Genomic DNA, 20,187 nt, shown 5'->3' on the forward strand with positions numbered 1-20,187 from the left:
TATGTTTAATTTTTGTTAATCAAAATGACTGCGTATCACTTTTGTAGTAGTAATATCATCGAAATCAAAATGAATGTCAATGATGTGCCCTTAACGTAACTTGTAAATAGGCATGTTTTACAACACTTAGTCAGTATTATGTGACGAGTTGTTGGTTTAATTTGATTGTTAATCCTGTTAACAAATAATCAACGGCTAGTGTAAATACTTCATTTCAGTAAATTATAACGACGTTGATGTTTTACAAGCTCAAAGTGTACTTATTTACATTGCATTAACAAGTGTTGAAGCCCATCGTTCAAAATAATGCTTAATTTGAGTGTTTAATTCTAAATATTATTTAAGGTGGTTTCAGCTGGGGTGATCATTAAGTTTAATCTCAATATGAAATCATTTAATGTTATTTTTATCAATTGCTTAAGTTTAATCTTATGCTTCTGATTGATTTTTAGTGAAGCTGTTAACAATAAGGATTAATACTTTAGTGTTAAGTTCTATAAAATATAATTGTTTCTTAGCGATATCATTGATGAATTTGATGTGATTAAAGTCAAAAAAATTAAATTTTTAATGACTTATCTAGGGAGGGTATTTTAGTGCTTCAACATATGTAATTAAGTAACTAATCGTGCGTTGTAGGACTTTAAGATTAGAATATTTGTTCCATAGTTAATTTGTATCTCTAAAGTATTAAATTCTGAATTAAGCCTTTTTACAATTTATAATTTTTAAATTCTGTTTTTGCTTGTGATAGCGGTATCAGGGCTTATTTAATGATGCTTAATAAGCGTTGATTGGTGAGATTGCATATTCAAATCCAGCAATGCCATCATTTTTTGTAATGGCGATGATACGTTGATTACTACTGCCTCGAAATTTTAGTGCCGGATCAAATAGCGGCTGTTCAAATTTACCATCCACTAGATAATCTATGTATTGCACGACCATTTTTTGTTGTGGTGTTAATTGTTCTATCGTATAACCACTCCATAACCATATATCTTTTCCAACACATTCTTTTTTAACTCTTTTTACGAGTCTTAATATACTTTCTAAGTTACTTGGATAGAGGGGATCTCCACCGCTTAAGCTTAATCCGCGACGGCGTATTCGGGTATCGTTTAAATCCTTGATTATTTTGTCTTCAATCTCTTGAGTGAAAACAGAACCATTACCTGGTGACCAGGTTGATTGGTTGTAGCAGCCCTTGCATTGATGCTCGCAACCGCTGACAAACAAGGTTACACGTGTACCTGTGCCATTGATCACATCAAGCGGGTAATATTGAGAATAATGCATAATTACTTCTTAAACGCTAGCCAATAACGAATTGACTAGCCAGTTAATTAACCTGAGGTCGGATGAGTTATAACTATTTACATAGCGTTAATAAATCATTATAAATGTTTAACGCGGCGTTTGACTTCTTCTTGCTTGCCTTCATTAAAAGGTCGCGCGTCTGGACTGCCTAAATAACCACAGACTCTACGGGTCACAGATACCTTGGCGATATCGTGGTTATCGCACTTAGGGCAAGTAAAACCTTTACTGGTACATTCAAACTCACCGGTATAACCACACTCATAACACTCATCAATCGGTGTGTTGGTGCCGTAATAAGGTACACGTGTATAACTGTAGTCCCACACATCTTCCAATGCTTCAATGTTGTGCTGCATATTCGGGTATTCGCCATAACAGATAAAACCGCCGTTACTAATAGCAGGGTAGGGCATTTCAAAATCAATTTTATCGTATGGGTTAACCTGCTTCTCAACATCGAGATGGAAACTGTTAGTGTAGTAGCCTTTGTCGGTCACATCTTTGATATCACCAAAGGTGGTTTTATCTAATTTAGCAAAACGGCTACACAGGTTCTCACTTGGCGTTGCATACAAGCTGAATGCGTAACCGGTTGCTGTGGTCCATTGCTCAGTAGCCACTTTCATGTGGTTAAGCATAGCAATCGCTTTTTGTTGTAGCGCTTTACTATCATAAGGGTGAGTATTATTACCAAATAGCGCATTGATGGCTTCGTGTAAACCTATATAACCCAAAGAAATTGAGGCTCGACCATGCTTGAAGATATCTAATACGTCATCATCTGCATTTAATCTAACGCCGCAAGCACCTTCCATATAAAGGATCGGAGCAACACGTGCTTTAACACCTTTAAGACGTGAAATACGGGTTTGCAGTGCGCGTTTACATAGCACTAAACGTTCATCAAGTAATTGATAGAAGCGTGACTCATCGCCTTTTGCTTGAATGGCGATACGCGGTAAATTAAGACTAACGACACCTAAGTTATTACGGCCTTCGTGAATTAACTCACCTTGTTCTTCATATGTTCCTAAGAAACTGCGACAACCCATAGGTGTTTTAAATGAACCTGTGACTTTTACTACTTGGTCATAATTTAAAATATCTGGATACATGCGCTTAGTTGAACATTCCAGAGCCAGTTGTTTAATATCGTAACTTGGATCTTCTGGCTTATGGTTTAGGCCATCTTTAATTGCAAATACCAGTTTTGGAAATACTGCGGTTTTATGGTTTCGGCCTAAACCAGCAATGCGGTTTTTGAGAATCGATTGCTGAATTAAACGCGCTTCCCAGTTGGTGCCCAAACCAAAACCAAAGGTCACAAAAGGCGTTTGGCCGTTCGCAGTGTGCAAGGTATTTACTTCATATTCCAATGACTGGAATGCATCGAAACATTCTTTTTCGGTGCGTGAACGTGCAAATTCCGCTTTATTTGGGATCGACCATTCTTCCGCTAATAAAGTATTTTTATCAAAGCTCGCTGTTACGTAAGGCGCTAAGATCTCATCAATACGGTTAATTGTGGTACCACCATAAATATGGCTAGCTACCTGAGCTATGATTTGTGCTGTCACCGCGGTTGCTGTGGTGATTGATTTTGGCGTTTCAATTTCAGCGTTACCCATTTTAAAGCCGTGGGTTAGCATGCCATCAAGGTCGATCAGCATACAGTTAAACATCGGGAAGAACGGGGCGTAGTCAAGATCGTGATAATGAATGTCGCCAGCTTCATGGGCATGGACAATATCGCGTGGCAAGATATGTTGTTTGGCATAATGTTTAGCGACAATACCGGCCAGTAAATCTCGCTGAGTTGGTATCACTTTACTGTCTTTATTGGCATTTTCGTTAAGCAGTGATTCGTTACTTTGCTCAATAAGGCCTTTGATCTCGTTGGTTAGAATGCTTTGTGTTTCACGAGCAATATCACGTTGATGACGGTATTCGATGTAAGCGCGAGCAATGAGCTTGTTGCTTTCTTGCATTAACACATCTTCAACGGTGTTTTGGATGGTATGGATCTCAATGGCATGTTCGCTAGATACATCTTGTTGAATCAATATTTGATGTACTTTATTTGCCATGTCGACCGCATAACCACGGTTTTCTTGTTGCACTGATTTAGCTGCAGCGAAAATGGCGTCTTGTATGCATTGAATGTTAAACGGTACACGACAACCATCTCGTTTTATGACAAATAGATCCACAAAATACTCCTTCAGTTTAAAATTGACATTATTATGTGACACCATATATAGATGTTATTTTAATCAGTGACACAATATGTAGTGTATTAGGCTTGAAGTTTGTTTTTGGTGCATTGATTTTGATCAATAATTATCACGCCAAAATAAGGGATTGATAAGGGACGTATTCTCGATCAATAAATGGCGCTATTATGCTTGTAAGTTTATTTTTGAACGATATTTAAACGTAAACTGAACAGCGAAGTGTTTGTAATGAATAAAACTTTACAACGTCTAGAGCTTGCTCTAATATTCGCTCATTGCTGCGGAGGGGTGGCAGAGTGGCCGAATGCACTGGTCTTGAAAACCAGCAGGGGTTAATAGCTCCTCGAGAGTTCAAATCTCTCCTCCTCCGCCATCCATTCAAGAGAACGCTAACCGATTACTAGATAACAGTAACCGCTTAGCGTTTTTTTATATCTATTTTTCACATATTCCACATTTTTTTCACTAATCCTCTGCTAACTTCATTATTATACCTGAACGTTTATACCCACAGCATTAACATCCGTGTGCACATGTGATTGGTATTCTTCATTTTTGTTGAGACATTAGCTTATGAACTCATTTATCTTTAACTGTATTCGTCCTTTCTTTATTACTACCTCTGTTGTTATCAGTTTGATTTTCTCTACTCTCACCTTTGCTGAGAACAAGGTTATCCAAGCGCCGACATTTAATTTACCTGGTGTCGATAACACGCAAGTTAATCTTGCTGATTATCGTGGCAAGGTGGTGTTAGTGGATTTTTGGGCATCTTGGTGTACGCCTTGTATTCGTTCATTTCCGTGGATGGATGAAATGGTGGCGAAATATGGCGAACAAGGGTTTGAAATTATTGCTATTAATATGGATCAAGAAGCTGTTTTAGCAAAAAAATTCTTACAACGTTACCCGAATAACTTAACCATAGCATTTGATCCGCAAGGTACCGTGGCTGAGCAATATAAAATCATGGGATTGCCTAATTCATTTATACTTAATAAAAAGGGCGAGATTGTGTATAAACACGTCGGCTTTAGATTATCAGAGTTAGATAAATACGAAGCCGAGATATCATCGTTATTACCGTAATGATGAGAGCAGATAGAACAGAATTGATAGAAAAAAACGAGTAGAAATAAATAAGTAGAAACAATTTATATAAATAACTGATATAAAATAATGTAGTTAATTTTTGGAGTGGCTTATGAGACGGATTTTATTATTAGCCTGTATATTGAGTTTAACGGCTTGTTCGTCACTCGGGGTAAAGCCTTGGGAACGTGACTTGTTAGCTAAACCTGAAATGCAGCTTGCTGAGAACCCGATGGAACTGGGGTTTGACGACCATACTTACTTCAGTAAAGAAGGCTCTAGTGGCGGCGGTAGTTTTGCGGGTGGAGGTTGTGGATGCAACTAAAAAACAAAACCTTTACTAATATTTCGCTGACACTGGCTGCAGCTACATGTGTACTTGCCACCCCAGCGATGGCTGCAACATCAGAACCTGATAGCTGGGACATTGATGCTGGGTTATTGATTTATGCCGAAAGTGATGATCAAGTTCAAGCCTATGAGGGTGCACTGTCTATCACTAAGCGAATCGATGACGAGCGTAGTATTAATGTTAAAGCTGTGGTTGATGTACTTAGTGGTGCTTCACCCAATGGCGCTGTTGCTCAAAACAGAGCACAAACATTTACCCGTCCTTCAGGTAATGGCTCTTACACCACCGCCGCAGGTGAAACCCCACTTGATGATACTTTTCAAGATACCCGCGTTGCCCTCAGCACTCAATATCAACAACAACTAAATCGCCTGTGGTTATATTCTGGTGGCGCAAACGTGTCTAAAGAATACGATTACCTTGCGTTGTCGATTAACAGTGCACTGGCGCGCGATTTTAATAATCGTAATACCACAGCATCGTTCGGTTTTTCTTATGCCTACGATACTATTGAGCCGGAAGGTGGCGTACCTAATCCAGGTGTTTCTGTCGACGATCCAGATAATCGCTTAGAAGACAGTGAGACCAAGCAAACCCTAGATCTACTGTTTGGATTAACCCAAGTCATTAACCGCCAGACGCTAATGCAATTGAACTATTCGATTAGTGATGTCAGTGGTTATCAAACCGATCCGTTTAAAATATTGTCTGTGGTTGATAGCGACGGTTGGGCAAATGATTATGTGTATGAAAGCCGCCCTGATCAGCGTACTAAGCAAAGCCTATTTTGGCGCACCAAATATAACCTGCAACCGTCTGGGCAAGTATTCGATGTCAGTTATCGCTATTTTTGGGATGACTGGGGCATGGCTTCACACACCATAGACAGCAAATGGCGGATGCCGCTGGCGAACAGCCACTTTATCGAACCGCATATCCGTTATTATAATCAACAAGCCGTAGACTTCTATCAGGTTTATCTTGATGAAGGCCAGCCAATACCGGAATACATGACTGCTGACTATCGATTAGGTGAATTACAAACCTATACCATAGGTCTGAAATATGGCTTCCCGATTGCCGGTAATGAGTTCAGCGTGCGACTTGAATATTACCTGACTCAGGTATCGGGTGATGAATCATTGGCCAAAGGCGCGGGTATGTCAGGTGTTGATCTGTATCCAGACAAAAGCGCTGTTATGTTACAGAGCTTCTATCGTTTTTAATATCGATTCTAATATCGCTTTGAATATAAGTGTAAATGTGAATACAAGCAGGGAGCTGGTTTGAAAAAAGGCCGTCTTTTAAAAAAACATTATAGCTTAACGCGACAAGCTGATTATTGGCTCGGTGAATTCGCGGTAATGGCGAGCACCTGTCAGGTATTGTTGGATGATGTGAATGCAGCGCAAGCGGATAGTCTTACTGCGCTAGCCTATGCAGAAGCAAAACGCATTGAAGTTAAATACAGTCGCTTTCGTGATGACAATATTATTGCCCGCCTTAATCGTGCTAAGGGTAGGGGAGTAACACTTGATGGCGAAACGGTGACATTGATTAATTTGGCGGATTTATGTTTTCAATTGAGTGGCGGTTTATTTGATATCAGCTCTGGCGTGCTGGGTAAGTTATGGCACTTTAAACAGCAAATACAGCTGCCGAGTGATGCTGAAATTAACGCTTTATTACCCAATATTGGTTGGCAACAAGCACAGTGGCAAGCCCCGTTATTAACGCTACCAGCAGGCATGCAAATTGACCTTGGTGGTATTGGTAAAGAATATGCGGTTGATAAGGTTGCACAGCTATTAGAAAATGAAATGCGATTGCAACAAATTGGCAGTGCATTTTTGGTTAATTTTGGTGGTGACATTTACGCTAATAAATTACGTCGTAATGGGGCTGCTTGGCAAGTGGCTATTGAAGATCCGCAACATCTTGGCGCAAGTAAACTCATGGTGAGCTTAGCCCAAGGTGGTTTAGCGAGTAGTGGTGACAGCCAGCGTTTTATTGAGGTTGATGGCCAGCGTTATAGCCATATTTTGAACCCTAAAACCGGCTACCCTATTGCTGGTGGACCTGCTCAAGTCACTGTCTACGCGCAAAACTGTGTGCAAGCGGGGATGTTGGCAACCATAGCGCTATTACAAGGTGAATTCGCTGAAGACTTCTTGAAAGCGCAAGATTGCCGCTATTGGTTATAGCTTAATTCCAATGAGATTATTTATAACAAGACTATTTATCACAAGATTATTTATAACTAGACTCTTTATAATTAGGCTATTTATAACGAGAAAGTTAAACTTGGTTTTGTGGTGTGCCAGCCACGAACTGCTCAATATTATTAATCAACTGCTCCGCTAAAGTCTGAATTGCCGAGTCCGACCCCCAAGCTACATGCGGTGTTAAAATCAGATTTGGTAAGTGGGCATTCGCGATCAATGGATTACTGTCATCCGCAGGCTCTTGGGTAAATACATCAACACCTGCACCGGCAATTTGTTGATCATGTAATGCATCAACCAATGCTTCCTCATCAACCAATCCACCACGACCTGCGTTAATTAATATGCTGGTATTTTTCATCAGCTTAAATTCTTCACTACCAATGAGATTATGCGTCTGCTCTGCAAGTGGGCAATGTAGTGTCAGTACATCTGCTTGTGCTAAAACGTCTGCAAATGGGCTGTAACCTGCTCGGCATTCTTCGGCATTTTTACGTTCTGAAAAAATGACTTTCATACCCAAGGCTTTAGCCAAAACTGCCACGGCATTACCTAAACCGCCTTTACCTATAACGCCTAATGTTGAACCGGCGATATCAGAAATAGGGTGGCTAAAGAAACAGAACTGTTTTTGCTGCTGCCACACACCCGCTTGAATATCTTGATGATAGCCAACGAGATTACGCTTTAATGCAAACATCATCGCTAATACATGCTCTGGCACAGAGTTAGTGGCATAACCTTGGATATTACTGACGGTAATATGGTGTTGGCGGCAATAGTCTAAATCGACATTGTTGGTGCCTGTTGCTGCCACCGCAATCATTTTTAACTGCGGGCATTGGCTTAATATCTGCGCATCTAAAATAACTTTATTGGTAATGACAATACTTGCCGTTTGCAGTCGCTCAATCACTTGTTCTGGTGTCGTTGTCACATATTCTTGCCATTGACATTCAACGTTAGGTTGAGGAATCGTGATGTGTTCTGGGATTGTAGCGCGGTCGAGAAAGACGATAGTTTCCATGCAAGTAAATCCATCTTTTAAGTTAATGCTGAAAGTAGGCCTAAATATCGCTTGCGATAATTTTAACAGGCTGATACTTTGAATAGATGAAATTAAACCTTATTTTTACGCTTATCACAACATCTTGGTGGCACTCTCTTCTATAAGAGCGGTGTTGAATACTTTTGTTCACAGATCGCCGGATGGCAGCTGATGAATAAAACGTAAGTATGTCTCCGGTAATTTATTTTGGAGATATACAATGAAAAACAATCAATCAATAGCTTTAAACCAAGCATCTCATTTAGCCCTAAATACCGATATTAAAGAAAAAATTCTCACTGGCGATCGCGCTACTGGCTCTTTGCACCTCGGCCATTATGTCGGTTCTTTACAACAACGCGTTAAGCTACAGCATCAGTATCAGCAAACGATCTTAGTTGCTGACATGCAGGGGCTTACTGATAACGGCCATAATCCGCAAAAAGTATCATCAAATATTCTCAATGTTGTCGCGGACTATCTTGCCGCAGGCATCGATCCATTAAAAACCACGATCTGTTTACAATCAGGGATCCCTGCACTCGCAGAGCTAACGATGTATTATTCAAACTTAGTGTCTATTTCCCGTTTAGAACGTAATCCAACGGTTAAAACTGAGATCAAAAGTAAATCATTTGGCCGCTCTATCCCAGCAGGTTTCTTAACATATCCAATTAGTCAGGCGGCGGACATTACGGCATTTAAAGCTACGTTAGTACCTGTGGGTGAAGATCAGTTACCCATGTTGGAACAGACCAATGAGATCGTCAGAAGATTAAACCATATTGCCCAGCAAGACATTTTAGTTGAATGTAAGCCATTATTAAGTAAGGTTTCACGTTTACCGAGTGTCGACGGTAAAAGTAAAATGTCTAAATCGATGGGCAATACCATCATGCTAAGTTCAAGTGAAAAAGATATCCGCAAAGCGGTGAAAGCCATGTATACAGATCCGAATCATTTACGTGTGTGTGATCCAGGGAAGATCGAAGGCAATGTGGTATTTACGTATTTAGATGCATTCCATCAAGATCAAGACTATGTGGCTAATTTAAAAGCGCAATATTCTGCTGGTGGTTTAGGTGATGGCAGCGTTAAGAAGATCTTAGAAGAATGTTTACAAGATCTACTAAAGCCAATTCGTCAGCGCCGAGAAGAATTCATCGCAGATCGCTCACAGCTAATTGCGATCTTGAAAGCAGGAACAGAACGCTCTCAAGATGAGTCTAATGAGGTATTACGTCAGGTGAAAAATGCCTTTGGGTTAAATTTGTTTTAAAGGATGATTAAACATGCATAATATTTTTGATTCGATCCCCGAAGATCTAAGTAACGAGGTATTTGAAGATCTCGTTAGCAGTGACAAGGTCAAAATAGAACGTATTATCTCTAAAGGACATACATCGCCAGATTTTGGTTGGTATGATCAAGAGCAACATGAGTGGGTTATTGTTGTTGCAGGTAGTGCCATTATCGGCTTTGATGATAAACCGTCCGTGACCTTGAAAGCGGGTGATTACCTTAATATTCCTGCGCACCAAAAACACAAAGTGGCGTGGACAGATCCAAATGTTGAAACCATCTGGTTAGCAGTGCATTATTGAAGGATTACGTTGTTATTAGTTAATTAGATGGAACACTAGCAAAGGGAACTGAAATGGAAATTCGAATTGATGATTTAACAGGTAAAGAAGTCGCGCAGTTATTACAAGATCATCATCAAGACATGCTTGATCATACGCCTGCTGAAAGTGTGCACTCGTTAGATATTAGCGGACTACAAGCGCCAGATGTAACCTTTTGGAGTGCCTGGATAGAGGGTGAACTTGCTGGCTGTGGCGCGATAAAAGTGATTGAAGCAGGACATGCAGAGTTAAAATCAATGCGCACATCGAGTACGCATTTACGACAAGGGGTTGCTCAGCGGTTACTCACGCATATTTTAACGGCAGCCAAAGACCAAGGTATTACCACCGTCAGTTTAGAAACCGGCACGCCTGATTCATTTATACCTGCGCAAAAGTTATATCGCGACTTTGGTTTTAATGAGTGCGCACCGTTTGCTGATTACAGCGTAGATCCATACAGCTTGTATATGACTAAAAAAATCGCTTAAGTATGTGCTACAAGCTAACTGCTGTTTTTGCTAAATAGTACTTTCACTAAATACCATTGCAGTTGCAAGTAAGTTATACATGATGGCGCTTGATACCAGCATAAACAGCAGACCGGTGCAGAGGTTTATTGCTGGTGCGGCTTTTATTACACGCTGCTGAATGATAGGTTTCGATAAAATTAACGCAATAAATACAAACCAAATGAGTGAAAGTACTAACATGATAACCGTTGCCATCAATTTAGTCATAAGGCTGACATCGGGTGTGATCATGGCTGAAAATAGAATAATGAAAAACACCATGGCTTTCGGGTTTAACAGATTAGTCCACAGTCCTTGCATGAAGCCTTGAGTTGGCGTCAATTGATTAAGCTTTGGCGTATTACTGTCGACTGATACTCTTGCCTTCCAGTGTTGTAGCGCGCCTTTTACGGCGCCAAAGCCCATCCATGCTAGGTAACTTGCCCCCAGCATTTGTACGATCATATACAAGGTTTGTGAGCTCTTAATTATCAGACTCACCCCAGTCAAACTCAAAATAGTATGAATTAAAATAGCAATTGAGATACCGACAGCTGAGGCAATGGCGGTCTTTCTTGATTCTTGGCTCGCGAGTTTGACCACTAACGCAAAGTCAGGACCAGGACTCGCTAATGCGACAGCGTGGATAATAGCGAGAGATAACAGTAATTCGATGTTCATGGATAAACCTTCAATAATAATTATGCCGCTATATTGCAGCGGAAAAGGCGTTGCTTATAGGAAAAAATTGCAGGATGTCGGACTAAAGCACACGGCGCTGAAAGTGTGAAGGGGTGATCAGGTAGGCATTTTTGAATGCTTTATTAAAATGGCTTTGGTCAAAGAAACCAACTTGGTAGGCGATGTCAGACAGATTACCGCCCTTCATCAAGGCTTTTTTGGCATATTCTAAGCGCACTCGTTTTAAATAAGCGTGTGGAGTCATGCCCATTGATTGCTTGAATTGGCGTAAAAACTGAAATTTACTTAAATCAAGCTGTAGCGCTAATGCATCTAATTGGAATGCTTGTCCAGGTTCATCATGAAACAAGGTTCTAATGTAGTTTAATTGCAGTACCGATAATTTTTTTGTAGATGTGTGCTGCTGTGACGACATTTGACCATTGTGAACATCGCTATTTTGGATAAAGAGCTCGGTGATAAACGCCATCATCGTTGTTTCGATATGCAGTTGTGCCGCGCTATCTTGTTCAGTCGTTAACAATTGATGTAAATGTAAGAATGCATTAGATAACGCAGGGTTATTAATCAAAGGTGCATTAAAGAAGGTTTCCGCCTGACCCATCTCGCGGCTTATATCATTAACATAATCGACAGGTAATGCCATGACATGTGATTGATAACCGCCGAGGGTGATATTGTCACCGTTATGCGCTTCATCTGGATTTAAGGTTGAGATAAAACCGGGCGCAAGGTGATATACCTTACCTTGATGGCTATATTGCTGGCAGCCGCTGGTGACAATGCCAATGTGGTAATCAAGATGAACATGACGCTCGAAAGAAAACTTTTCAACATTCGCAGAACTGAGCTCAATATTAGGCAAGATAGGGTTAAGCCAATATTCAATTTTTTCATGTTGCATAACGCTTACCCATCTTACCTTAATTCAGCATATTAACAGCTGGTCGTTAACTAGTTATAGTAAATAATTGCATCGCAGATAATCATTTTACGCGTGATGTGGCTTGAACATTGTATGTTACCAGCTTGTTTTCTTTATGTTGTTTTTGTGGGGTGAGTCTAATTTTGCTTATCATTGTTTTGTGATTATTTAAACTGTTGTTATGTAATCATTTTATTTCCTGTCATTATTGATTTATGGAAACGACCTGTCCACTGATACACTTTCGTAATATTTCGTAACATTTTAGCAAAACTTCTGACATAGTTTCATAGTTAACTTACTTTACAACGTTTATAGCGTCATTAAACGCCAACAGTTTATACATATTTAAACGAAATGGAAAATAAGGATAATTTATGCAACTTAAGCACAGAACTCATGGACATGAGCAACCGTATTGGCCTGCGGGCCCATTTAAAATTAGATTGCCGTTTGTGCATTATCGCTGGGAAATGCCGGAAATGGTCCAAGGTTTTTTCATGTTCGTGGTGGGATTAGCAATGATCCCATTGTTAGAAACTTACCTTGGCATGCCTTATGAAGCGGCATTGGCTTTTACTTTTGTGGCAGGACTTTGTTATATCTTGCCTGCCATGCTTGGTGTGCCTCTTGTCCCTGGTTGGATAACACCCGCTATTCCGGTAGTACTATTGTATTTAAAAGGTTTTGAACCAGGACCTGAAGCAATCCAAGCTCTGTTTGCTCTACAAATTGAAGTCGCGATTATTTTCTTTATTTTGGGTGTTACAGGATGGGGTTCGAAACTGGTTGATGTTATACCTAATTCGTTGAAATCTGGTGTCATTATTGGTGCCGGTATGGCAGCGCTTATGGGCGAGTTAAAATTGGGTGGTCGTATTGACGCTACGCCAATATCTTTGATTGTCGGCGCAATTATTTCTGCGTATGTGCTGTTCTCGTTATCCTTTAAGAACGTTGTTGATGGTAATTCATTTGCCAAGAAAGTAGCTAATTTCGGCATGGTTCCCGGTATGATTATCGCAATGTTAGTGGGTTGGGCTGTCGGAGAATATCCATTACCTGATATCCAATGGGGTATTACCCAGCCAGACTTCTCTTTAATGGTTAAATACTTACCTTTTACCGTTGGTTTTCCTAACATAGAGGTATTTTTACTCGCCATTCCGACGGCATTAATTGCTTATGTGATTGCATTTGGTGACATCATTGTTGGTTTTTCTTTAGTAAAACGAGTTGATCATATTCGGGTTGATGAAAAGATCGAAGAAAGCGTTGATCGAGTACATTTAGTAACAGGCTTACGAAATTTGATTCATGCATTTTTTGCTCCCTGGCCTGGTTTAGCTGGTCCATTATGGACCGCTGCACATGCGACAGTTGCTGAGCGTTATGCGATGGGACGTAAATCTATGGAATCTATTTATAGCGGTGGTGGCACATTTTGGGTCAGTGGCTTAGTGGCTCTTTTTGCTTTACCACTGGTGACTTTATTTAAACCTGTGTTACCTATTGCGCTGTCGTTAACGCTGATCCTAACAGCTTATATTTGCATCATGGTTGGTATGGAACAGCTAAAAGATTCAGTTGAACGTGGTGTGGCAGGGATTGTAGCGGTGACATTAGCGATGCCAGATCCAAAATCGACAGTATATGCGGTGATTGTTGGCCTCGTATTGTATTTTCTCATTGAAAGGCCGTCATTATTAGGAGCGGATAAACGTAAAGAGAATGTGTTGTTTGAAGATAGTGACGATATAAAGGAATTAGACGCCAAAATATCGTTATCTGCTGATACTAAATAATCATAAATAATAAAGGAATTGGATTTATGTCAATATCAACAATGAATCGAAATGAACTGCAAGGGAATATGCAGCCAACGAATATCTTTGATCAGTATTTACCAGCCACGGATGCAAATTATGTGGCGTTAACTCCCATCTCTTTTTTAGAACGCGCTGCATTTGTTTACCCAAATAAAACGGCCACTATTAATGGGGAAATTCATCATACGTGGTCAGAAGTGTATAAACGTTGTCGCCGTTTTGCTAGCGCATTGATAAAACGTGGAATTGGTAAAGGTGATACCGTTTCGATTATAGCACCAAATATTAGTGAGCACTTTGAAGCGCATTTTGCGGTACCAATGGCGGGGGCCGTATTGAATTCTATTAATACGCGTTTAGATTCTGAGTCCATTGCATTTATTCTTATGCACGCAGAAACTAAGGTATTGATCACCGATCGAGAGTTTAGTGCGGTAGTTCAAAAAGCGGTGAAAATGTTAGCCAATAAGCCACTTGTTATTGATATTGACGATCCTTCGTTTGATGGCGGTAAGTTCATTGGACATTTAACTTATGATCAATTTTTAGCGGAAGGCAATGACGACTTTATTTGGGTTCGGCCTGACGATGAATGGGATGCCATTTCACTCAATTATACTTCGGGTACAACTGGCGATCCAAAAGGGGTCGTTTATCATTATCGTGGTGCTTATTTAAACGCGGTTAGCAATATTTTATCATGGGAAATGGGTAATCATCCCGTGTACCTGTGGACTTTACCAATGTTCCACTGTAACGGTTGGTGTTTTCCATGGGCAATTGCCGCTACTGCGGGGATCAGTGTGAGTTCTCGTCATGTTCGTGCAGAAGCCATTTATGATTTAATTCGGACAGAAAAAGTGACGCATTTTTGTGGTGCGCCCATTGTATTAAATATGCTTAATAGTGTTGATGAATCAATAAAATCTGGCATCGTTCAAGAAGTCAAAGTAATGACTGCAGGTGCTCCACCTCCAGCTTCCGTTATTCAAGGTATGGAGGCGTCTGGTTTTAAGGTCACCCACGTATATGGTTTAACAGAAACCTATGGCCCATCTGTCGTTTGTGCATGGCACGATGAATGGAATGATAAAACCTGTGAACAACAAGCGCGTTTGAAATCACGTCAAGGTGTACGTTCTCCGTTGCTTGATCAATTAATGGTTGCCGATCCGATCTCGATGGAACCTGTAGCAAAAGATGGCGTGTCAATTGGGGAAATTTTTATGCGCGGTAATTTAATCATGAAAGGATACTTGAAAAACCCCTCGACTACACAAGCAGCGTTTGCTGGGGGGTGGTTTCATTCCGGTGATTTGGCTGTCTGGCATGAAGATGGTTATGTCGAGATAAAAGACCGCTCAAAAGATGTAATTATTTCTGGGGGAGAAAATATATCGAGTGTTGAAGTGGAGGATATTCTTTACCGATATCCAAAAATTCAAGATGTCGCAGTTGTTGCGAAAAAGGATGAAAAATGGGGTGAAACGCCGTGCGCATTTATTACGCCAATGCCGAATACGGATATTACTGAACAAGAAGTTATGAGTTTTTGCCGAGATAATATGGCGCACTTTAAAACCCCAAAAACAATTGTATTTGGTGAGTTACCGAAAACCTCAACGGGTAAGATCCAAAAATTTCTACTGCGTCAACGCGCCAATGATTTAACCTAGTACTTAGCCTTGTATAGGATGTTGCAGGCGGTTAATAACTCAAAATATATGATATTAACCGTTAGTTTGCTATTTTTACCTGTTACTTTTGGCTGGTGTGGCAACCAGTCATTTTTAGTTGCTAACTTGATCTTGAATCACTCAATTTAGTTACCGTTATGTTAAAATTATTTATAAGTCAACGCATATCTAGGAAGCAAGTGTTGTTAAAATATAAATTATCCCGTGTTTTCTTCTCTTCTATCGTCACCATTCTTCTGGTTTTATTCGCGGTCATTTATTTTTATTCAGTTCCGCTAATTAATGCAAAAGTTTACGAAACAGAAAGAAATTCTAGTCGTATGGTACTAAATAATGTTGTTGATCTGGCTAATAAAATGAAGCTTAGCTTAGCCGCTTATCAACGTGAAGCTCTTGACGGCCATAAGCGCAATATGAAATCGGTAATCGATCTTGCTGAGGTTTACGTGGCTGGTTCACTCGCGGAGTCTCAATTAAATCAACTCACCCCGCAACAAGCCTATACTAATCTATATGAAGGACTCCGCAGTTTTACTTATGGTAATGGAAGTTATATTTGGATTGCAGACCAAAAATCGACAATTCTATCTCATCCCGACCCACATTTTTATGGTATGGATGCCTCGAATTTAAGAGATTCGAATGGCGAGTTGGTGTTCCCAACAGTAATATTAAAAGCACGTTCAGAGGGCGCTGGATTTTATCAATATCCTTGGCGACGGCTGGGTGAGAGTAAAGATGTTGAGAAAATATCTTATGTAAAATATTTTCCGGAATGGGACTTTTTTATTGGCACTGGTGTTTATATTGATGACGTTAAACAAGGCACTGAATCGCGTAGAGCGGAAGTAATTACTGATTTACGGCAGTCAATAGAAGATATTGTTATTGCCGAAACAGGGTATTTATTTATTTTTGATGAGCAAGGTAATATGTTAGTTCATCCTAATGATAATATTGAAGCGACGAATGCATTATTATTAAAAAATCCAATGACAGGGCAATCTATATTACAAGAACTCATCGATGTCGCTGATACTGGAAATGAACTGATTTACCAATGGGATAGACCGACTGAACCGAGTAATTATATTTATGAAAAATTATCTTTGGTTCGTTATATCAAAGGATTAGGCTGGTACATTTGCTCTTCAGTATATGTCGATGAATTGCAAAGTAGCGGTAAACTACTTAGCCAACGTATTATGTTGATCGGTTTGTTAGCATTGTTTGTCGCGATTATTCTTGCGTTACTATTTTCTAATTGGGTGACATACCCGATCACACAACTTGCAGCTGTGGCAAAAAAAGTGAGTCGTGGTGATTTAACGTTAACCAGTGGCATAAAACGTCAAGATGAGTTTGGTGTTTTGGGGATCGCGTTTGATCAAATGGTCACGCAGTTGCGCGATAATATTACTAACTTGGATTTAACCATCGCATCCCGAACCGAAGCGTTAGTGAAAAGTAATCAGCAATTGCAATTGAGTATGTTAGAGAGTAAACGTGTACAGCAGCAATTAATGCAGGCTCAGCGGATGAATGCTGTGGGTCAGCTTGCTGGTGGTTTAGCTCATGATTTTAATAATATTTTGACTATTATACTCGGTAATTTGGTTGCTGCTGAACGGCGCTTTTCAGAGAATGATATACTGCTGAAAAAATTAGAGCCTGCTATACGCGCCTCCCGTAGAGGTAGTGATATTACCAATCGCTTGTTAGCCTTTTCTCGTCGTCAACCGTTACAACCTTGCCGCATTAACATTGCTGATTTGATTGATGGCACGGTGGAACTGATTAAAGACTCATTACCGAGCACTGTTGTCATCGATACGTACTTTTCTAGTCGTTTATTACAAGCTAACGTTGACCCGAGCCAGCTAGAAAACTGTCTTATTAATTTAATGTTAAATGCTAAAGATGCGATGCCTGAAGGCGGAGAAATTGGTATTAATCTCAGTTGTATCGATATCGAATCCGGTACCAATTTTGATGAGCCTGTCGTACCCGGAAAATATGTACTGATTGATGTAATTGATCGTGGTTGTGGTTTTACGGTTGATGCGATGCATATGGCATTTGAGCCTTTTTATACCACCAAATCATCGGGCCAAGGCTCTGGTTTAGGTTTAAGTATGGTATTTGGTTTTATCAAACAATCACGTGGATTTATTCACTTGAGTAATAGGACCAATGGCGGCGCTAAAATTACGTTATTGTTACCTTTGTTAGCTTATAAAAAGTTGCCGAAACGAGAGGATAAAGATGATAACAGTACGAATGACAGTAATTTTACAGATAAATTAATGTTACTGGTTGAAGATGATTTTGATGTTCGTGCTGTAGTGCGTGAACAGCTTATCTCTTTTGGATTTAACGTGATAGAAGCGACAGATAGTGATGAAGCAGAGCAACTGATAACCGCGATACCGAACCTGTTTGGCATGTTGTCTGATATTAGTATGCCGGGTTCGAAAACTGGTTTTGAATTGGCTGATGGACTATTACGCCAAGCGCCCGCAAGTAAAGTGATATTAATGAGTGGTTATGTTTTCGAAAATGATAAACGTTTGAATAATGTCGAGAGCATTGTGCTTTTACGGAAACCATTTTCTGCGAGTGAGCTGCGCTGTGCACTTGATAATGCAGTGAAAGAATCAACTAATACGATAGATAAGGACGCCTAACGTGCAAACTAAACCATTAGTTTATGTAATTGATGATGAGGTGGATATTTGTAAACTGGTCTGCCAAGAGTTAGATCAATACAATTTTGAAACTGCATTTTTCACCTCGGGAGAAACAGCATTACAAGCGGTAAAAGCCAAAACACCGGCATTGTGTATTATTGATTTAGGGTTGCCAGATATGGACGGATTGACCTTAGTTAGAGAGTTATTCAACAATCAAAAAATGGGTGTTATGATCTTATCTGGTCGTGATAGTTTACCAGATAAAATACTGGGTTTAGAGTTGGGAGCTGACGATTATATTGCTAAGCCTTTTGACTTACGAGAGCTGGTTGCCCGAGTTAAAAGTATTGTTCGGCGCTTAATTGTGGCGGAGACGGTGAGTATTGAAAAGTCTTGTGCGAAATTTTCAGATTGGTCTTTTGATACATCAACCTTGACGCTGACCCACAGTAATGCTGAAACCTATATGCTAAGTGTTGCTGAAGCGGATATTTTACAATTATTTCTCGCTGCACCTCAGCAAATATTAAGTCGAGAACGATTGTTAAGTGAAAATGCAATGAGCTTTGATCGTAGTATTGATGTGCGAATGTCGCGATTGAGAAAAAAAATAGAGATTGATCATAAAGACCCGAAAATTATTAAAACGGTGTATGGCGCGGGTTATATGTTCACGCCAACAGTAGAGTGGTTATAGTTTTTTCTCTCCACACTACTTTAGATTGGCGTATTTATAATGTCTCGCTAATCATTATACATTATCGAAACAAACTCAGATTATCTTCATTGCTAAAATACGGTAAATTGGGAAATAGATCTGCGATTGAATCAGCTGGATAACCAAACCATTTAGCTAATTCTGCATTGACTTGATCAGCGGCTATTTCCGGTATTAAGCGCCCCTTGTTATGATCGTATTCACTGTTCGGCGCAAGATCAGGCCATCGACCTATCGCGAAGTTATCTTGTTGAGTGCCTTTGACTGCGCCACCCATAATGAGTTGGTGTCCAGCCCAACCATGATCAGTACCTGAATTATTCGCCATAATACGGCGGCCAAAATCTGACATAGTGAACGTAGTGACTTGTTCGGCAATACCTTCTTGTTCTAACTCAAGTTGAAATGCTGCCATGGCTTCTGCTAGATGTGTTAATAACCCCGCATGATCTGCGAGTTGATTATTATGAGTATCAAAACCACCTATACCGACCATGAATACTTGTCGCGTGTGATCAAGCTGATCGCGAGCACGCAATAAGCTACCCACCATATTTAGTTGCCCACCGAGCTTAGAATCAGGATAAACATATTTGTCAGCATCGATGGTAGATAATATATCTTTCAGGTTCTCATTTTCTAAATAACGGCTACGCATATGCGGACCGTAATTATCGGGATATAAGTTACTATAACTTTGGTCCCACAGAGTCGTCATCGATTCAAACGTTTGGGTGTTAATACCTTTGTAATCGCCAGGACCTGATGACGCCATTTGCATTTGTTCATGGCTATCACTGCGTAACCATTTTTTATCCCCATTGATCGAGATCAGTGGGGAGTACATACCGGCAATATTCATTCGATCCACCATGCGTCCAGCCCAGCCTTGACGCTCTGCCATATTTAATGCGCCAGACTGCCACATGGTTTGCTGAAGGTTGTGTGCCATGAGGAATTCTGGATATAAAGCATCACTCTTATTATGACCGATCAATGGTTGAACGAGTTGACCTGAGTTAACAATCACATTGGCATCACCATATTATACGCATCATTACCGCTGAATAGAAAAATGCCAACCAATGCCTTGGGACCGGTATTGTTATTCTCTGGTGAGTTGTCTGTTTCACTGTTACAAGCACTGAGGGCTGGAGCGGCACTTAGCGCCAAACTGCCTTTAATAAAATTACGTCTACTTACTTTCATATT

The 20,187-nt window shown here is 40.1% G+C and carries 18 protein-coding genes and 1 tRNA gene; 12 read left to right on the top strand and 7 right to left on the bottom strand.

Annotated features, from left to right (window positions below; all coding sequences use genetic code 11):
• Window positions 1-780: 780 nt before the first annotated feature.
• Window positions 781-1,299, bottom strand: coding sequence for an anaerobic ribonucleoside-triphosphate reductase-activating protein (gene nrdG / locus CXF93_RS04855; protein ID WP_101061299.1), 519 nt, complete (start codon window positions 1,297-1,299; stop codon window positions 781-783).
• Between the two features lie 98 nt (window positions 1,300-1,397).
• Window positions 1,398-3,533 carry an anaerobic ribonucleoside-triphosphate reductase gene (gene nrdD, locus CXF93_RS04860; RefSeq protein WP_101061300.1) on the bottom strand — a complete coding sequence of 712 codons (2,136 nt, stop codon included), beginning with the start codon at window positions 3,531-3,533 and terminating at the stop codon, window positions 1,398-1,400.
• Window positions 3,534-3,839: 306 nt separating this feature from the next.
• On the opposite strand from nrdD, the gene CXF93_RS04865 reads away from it, so the two are divergent.
• The 5 genes from CXF93_RS04865 to CXF93_RS04885 all read left to right on the top strand — a co-directional run bounded on the left by CXF93_RS04865 (window position 3,840) and on the right by CXF93_RS04885 (window position 7,205).
• A tRNA-Ser gene (locus CXF93_RS04865) sits at window positions 3,840-3,930 on the top strand.
• A gap of 200 nt (window positions 3,931-4,130) precedes the next feature.
• Window positions 4,131-4,646, top strand: coding sequence for a TlpA disulfide reductase family protein (locus CXF93_RS04870; RefSeq protein ID WP_101061301.1), 516 nt, complete (start codon window positions 4,131-4,133; stop codon window positions 4,644-4,646).
• A gap of 115 nt (window positions 4,647-4,761) precedes the next feature.
• On the top strand, window positions 4,762-4,974 hold the full coding sequence (locus CXF93_RS04875) for a DUF4266 domain-containing protein (protein WP_101061302.1): 213 nt from the start codon (window positions 4,762-4,764) through the stop codon (window positions 4,972-4,974).
• Window positions 4,965-6,227 carry a DUF3570 domain-containing protein gene (locus CXF93_RS04880; protein WP_101061303.1) on the top strand — a complete coding sequence of 421 codons (1,263 nt, stop codon included), beginning with the start codon at window positions 4,965-4,967 and terminating at the stop codon, window positions 6,225-6,227. Before CXF93_RS04875 ends, CXF93_RS04880 begins: the two co-directional genes overlap by 10 nt.
• 60 nt (window positions 6,228-6,287) lie before the next feature.
• A complete protein-coding gene (locus CXF93_RS04885; protein WP_232784105.1) occupies window positions 6,288-7,205 on the top strand; it encodes an FAD:protein FMN transferase in 918 nt (305 codons plus the stop codon).
• 94 nt (window positions 7,206-7,299) lie between these two features.
• On the opposite strand, the gene CXF93_RS04890 is transcribed toward CXF93_RS04885, so the two are convergent.
• Complete coding sequence (locus CXF93_RS04890) at window positions 7,300-8,253, bottom strand: D-2-hydroxyacid dehydrogenase (protein ID WP_101061304.1); 954 nt, start codon at window positions 8,251-8,253, stop codon at window positions 7,300-7,302.
• A gap of 241 nt (window positions 8,254-8,494) precedes the next feature.
• On the opposite strand from CXF93_RS04890, the gene trpS reads away from it, so the two are divergent.
• The 3 genes from trpS to CXF93_RS04905 are packed head-to-tail and all read left to right on the top strand — an operon-like array spanning window position 8,495 to window position 10,390.
• Window positions 8,495-9,553, top strand: a complete 1,059-nt coding sequence (gene trpS, locus CXF93_RS04895) for a tryptophan--tRNA ligase (RefSeq protein ID WP_101061305.1) — start codon at window positions 8,495-8,497, stop codon at window positions 9,551-9,553.
• A 13-nt stretch (window positions 9,554-9,566) separates the two neighbouring features.
• On the top strand, window positions 9,567-9,878 hold the full coding sequence (locus CXF93_RS04900) for a cupin domain-containing protein (RefSeq protein ID WP_101061306.1): 312 nt from the start codon (window positions 9,567-9,569) through the stop codon (window positions 9,876-9,878).
• Between the two features lie 53 nt (window positions 9,879-9,931).
• Complete coding sequence (locus CXF93_RS04905; protein ID WP_101061307.1) at window positions 9,932-10,390, top strand: GNAT family N-acetyltransferase; 459 nt, start codon at window positions 9,932-9,934, stop codon at window positions 10,388-10,390.
• 30 nt (window positions 10,391-10,420) lie between these two features.
• Here the strand turns inward: CXF93_RS04905 and CXF93_RS04910 are convergent, their stop codons facing one another.
• Entirely contained in the window at window positions 10,421-11,092 is a 672-nt protein-coding gene (locus CXF93_RS04910) for a LysE family transporter (protein WP_101061308.1), read from the bottom strand.
• Window positions 11,093-11,174: 82 nt separating this feature from the next.
• Entirely contained in the window at window positions 11,175-12,017 is an 843-nt protein-coding gene (locus tag CXF93_RS04915; protein ID WP_101061309.1) for an AraC family transcriptional regulator, read from the bottom strand.
• Window positions 12,018-12,415: 398 nt separating this feature from the next.
• Here CXF93_RS04915 and CXF93_RS04920 point away from each other — a divergent pair, with 398 nt between their 5' ends.
• The 4 genes from CXF93_RS04920 to CXF93_RS04935 all read left to right on the top strand — a co-directional run bounded on the left by CXF93_RS04920 (window position 12,416) and on the right by CXF93_RS04935 (window position 18,954).
• Window positions 12,416-13,843, top strand: a complete 1,428-nt coding sequence (locus tag CXF93_RS04920) for a solute carrier family 23 protein (RefSeq protein ID WP_101061310.1) — start codon at window positions 12,416-12,418, stop codon at window positions 13,841-13,843.
• A gap of 26 nt (window positions 13,844-13,869) precedes the next feature.
• Window positions 13,870-15,543 carry an acyl-CoA synthetase gene (locus CXF93_RS04925; RefSeq protein WP_232784106.1) on the top strand — a complete coding sequence of 558 codons (1,674 nt, stop codon included), beginning with the start codon at window positions 13,870-13,872 and terminating at the stop codon, window positions 15,541-15,543.
• A gap of 203 nt (window positions 15,544-15,746) precedes the next feature.
• Window positions 15,747-18,251 carry a cache domain-containing protein gene (locus tag CXF93_RS04930; RefSeq protein WP_198551586.1) on the top strand — a complete coding sequence of 835 codons (2,505 nt, stop codon included), beginning with the start codon at window positions 15,747-15,749 and terminating at the stop codon, window positions 18,249-18,251.
• Window position 18,252: 1 nt separating this feature from the next.
• Window positions 18,253-18,954, top strand: a complete 702-nt coding sequence (locus CXF93_RS04935) for a response regulator transcription factor (RefSeq protein ID WP_101061312.1) — start codon at window positions 18,253-18,255, stop codon at window positions 18,952-18,954.
• A 61-nt stretch (window positions 18,955-19,015) separates the two neighbouring features.
• Here the strand turns inward: CXF93_RS04935 and CXF93_RS04940 are convergent, their stop codons facing one another.
• A complete protein-coding gene (locus CXF93_RS04940; protein WP_198551587.1) occupies window positions 19,016-20,005 on the bottom strand; it encodes a DUF1501 domain-containing protein in 990 nt (329 codons plus the stop codon).
• Window positions 20,002-20,184, bottom strand: coding sequence for a twin-arginine translocation signal domain-containing protein (locus tag CXF93_RS22045; protein WP_198551588.1), 183 nt, complete (start codon window positions 20,182-20,184; stop codon window positions 20,002-20,004). Before CXF93_RS22045 ends, CXF93_RS04940 begins: the two co-directional genes overlap by 4 nt.
• Between the last annotated feature and the right edge of the window lie 3 nt (window positions 20,185-20,187).

The sequence above is a fragment of the Moritella sp. Urea-trap-13 genome, assembly GCF_002836355.1.
Taxonomy (GTDB): Bacteria; Pseudomonadota; Gammaproteobacteria; order Enterobacterales; family Moritellaceae; genus Moritella.

Bases quoted from the DNA above. Each gene is read 5' to 3' on its own strand.
- nrdG (WP_101061299.1), bottom strand. From the start codon at position 1,299: ATGCATTATTCTCAATATTACCCGCTTGATGTGATCAATGGCACAGGT.
- CXF93_RS04870 (WP_101061301.1), top strand. From the start codon at position 4,131: ATGAACTCATTTATCTTTAACTGTATTCGTCCTTTCTTTATTACTACC.
- CXF93_RS04875 (WP_101061302.1), top strand. From the start codon at position 4,762: ATGAGACGGATTTTATTATTAGCCTGTATATTGAGTTTAACGGCTTGT.
- CXF93_RS04880 (WP_101061303.1), top strand. From the start codon at position 4,965: ATGCAACTAAAAAACAAAACCTTTACTAATATTTCGCTGACACTGGCT.
- CXF93_RS04890 (WP_101061304.1), bottom strand. From the start codon at position 8,253: ATGGAAACTATCGTCTTTCTCGACCGCGCTACAATCCCAGAACACATC.
- trpS (WP_101061305.1), top strand. From the start codon at position 8,495: ATGAAAAACAATCAATCAATAGCTTTAAACCAAGCATCTCATTTAGCC.
- CXF93_RS04900 (WP_101061306.1), top strand. From the start codon at position 9,567: ATGCATAATATTTTTGATTCGATCCCCGAAGATCTAAGTAACGAGGTA.
- CXF93_RS04905 (WP_101061307.1), top strand. From the start codon at position 9,932: ATGGAAATTCGAATTGATGATTTAACAGGTAAAGAAGTCGCGCAGTTA.
- CXF93_RS04910 (WP_101061308.1), bottom strand. From the start codon at position 11,092: ATGAACATCGAATTACTGTTATCTCTCGCTATTATCCACGCTGTCGCA.
- CXF93_RS04915 (WP_101061309.1), bottom strand. From the start codon at position 12,017: ATGCAACATGAAAAAATTGAATATTGGCTTAACCCTATCTTGCCTAAT.
- CXF93_RS04920 (WP_101061310.1), top strand. From the start codon at position 12,416: ATGCAACTTAAGCACAGAACTCATGGACATGAGCAACCGTATTGGCCT.
- CXF93_RS04925 (WP_232784106.1), top strand. From the start codon at position 13,870: ATGTCAATATCAACAATGAATCGAAATGAACTGCAAGGGAATATGCAG.
- CXF93_RS22045 (WP_198551588.1), bottom strand. From the start codon at position 20,184: ATGAAAGTAAGTAGACGTAATTTTATTAAAGGCAGTTTGGCGCTAAGT.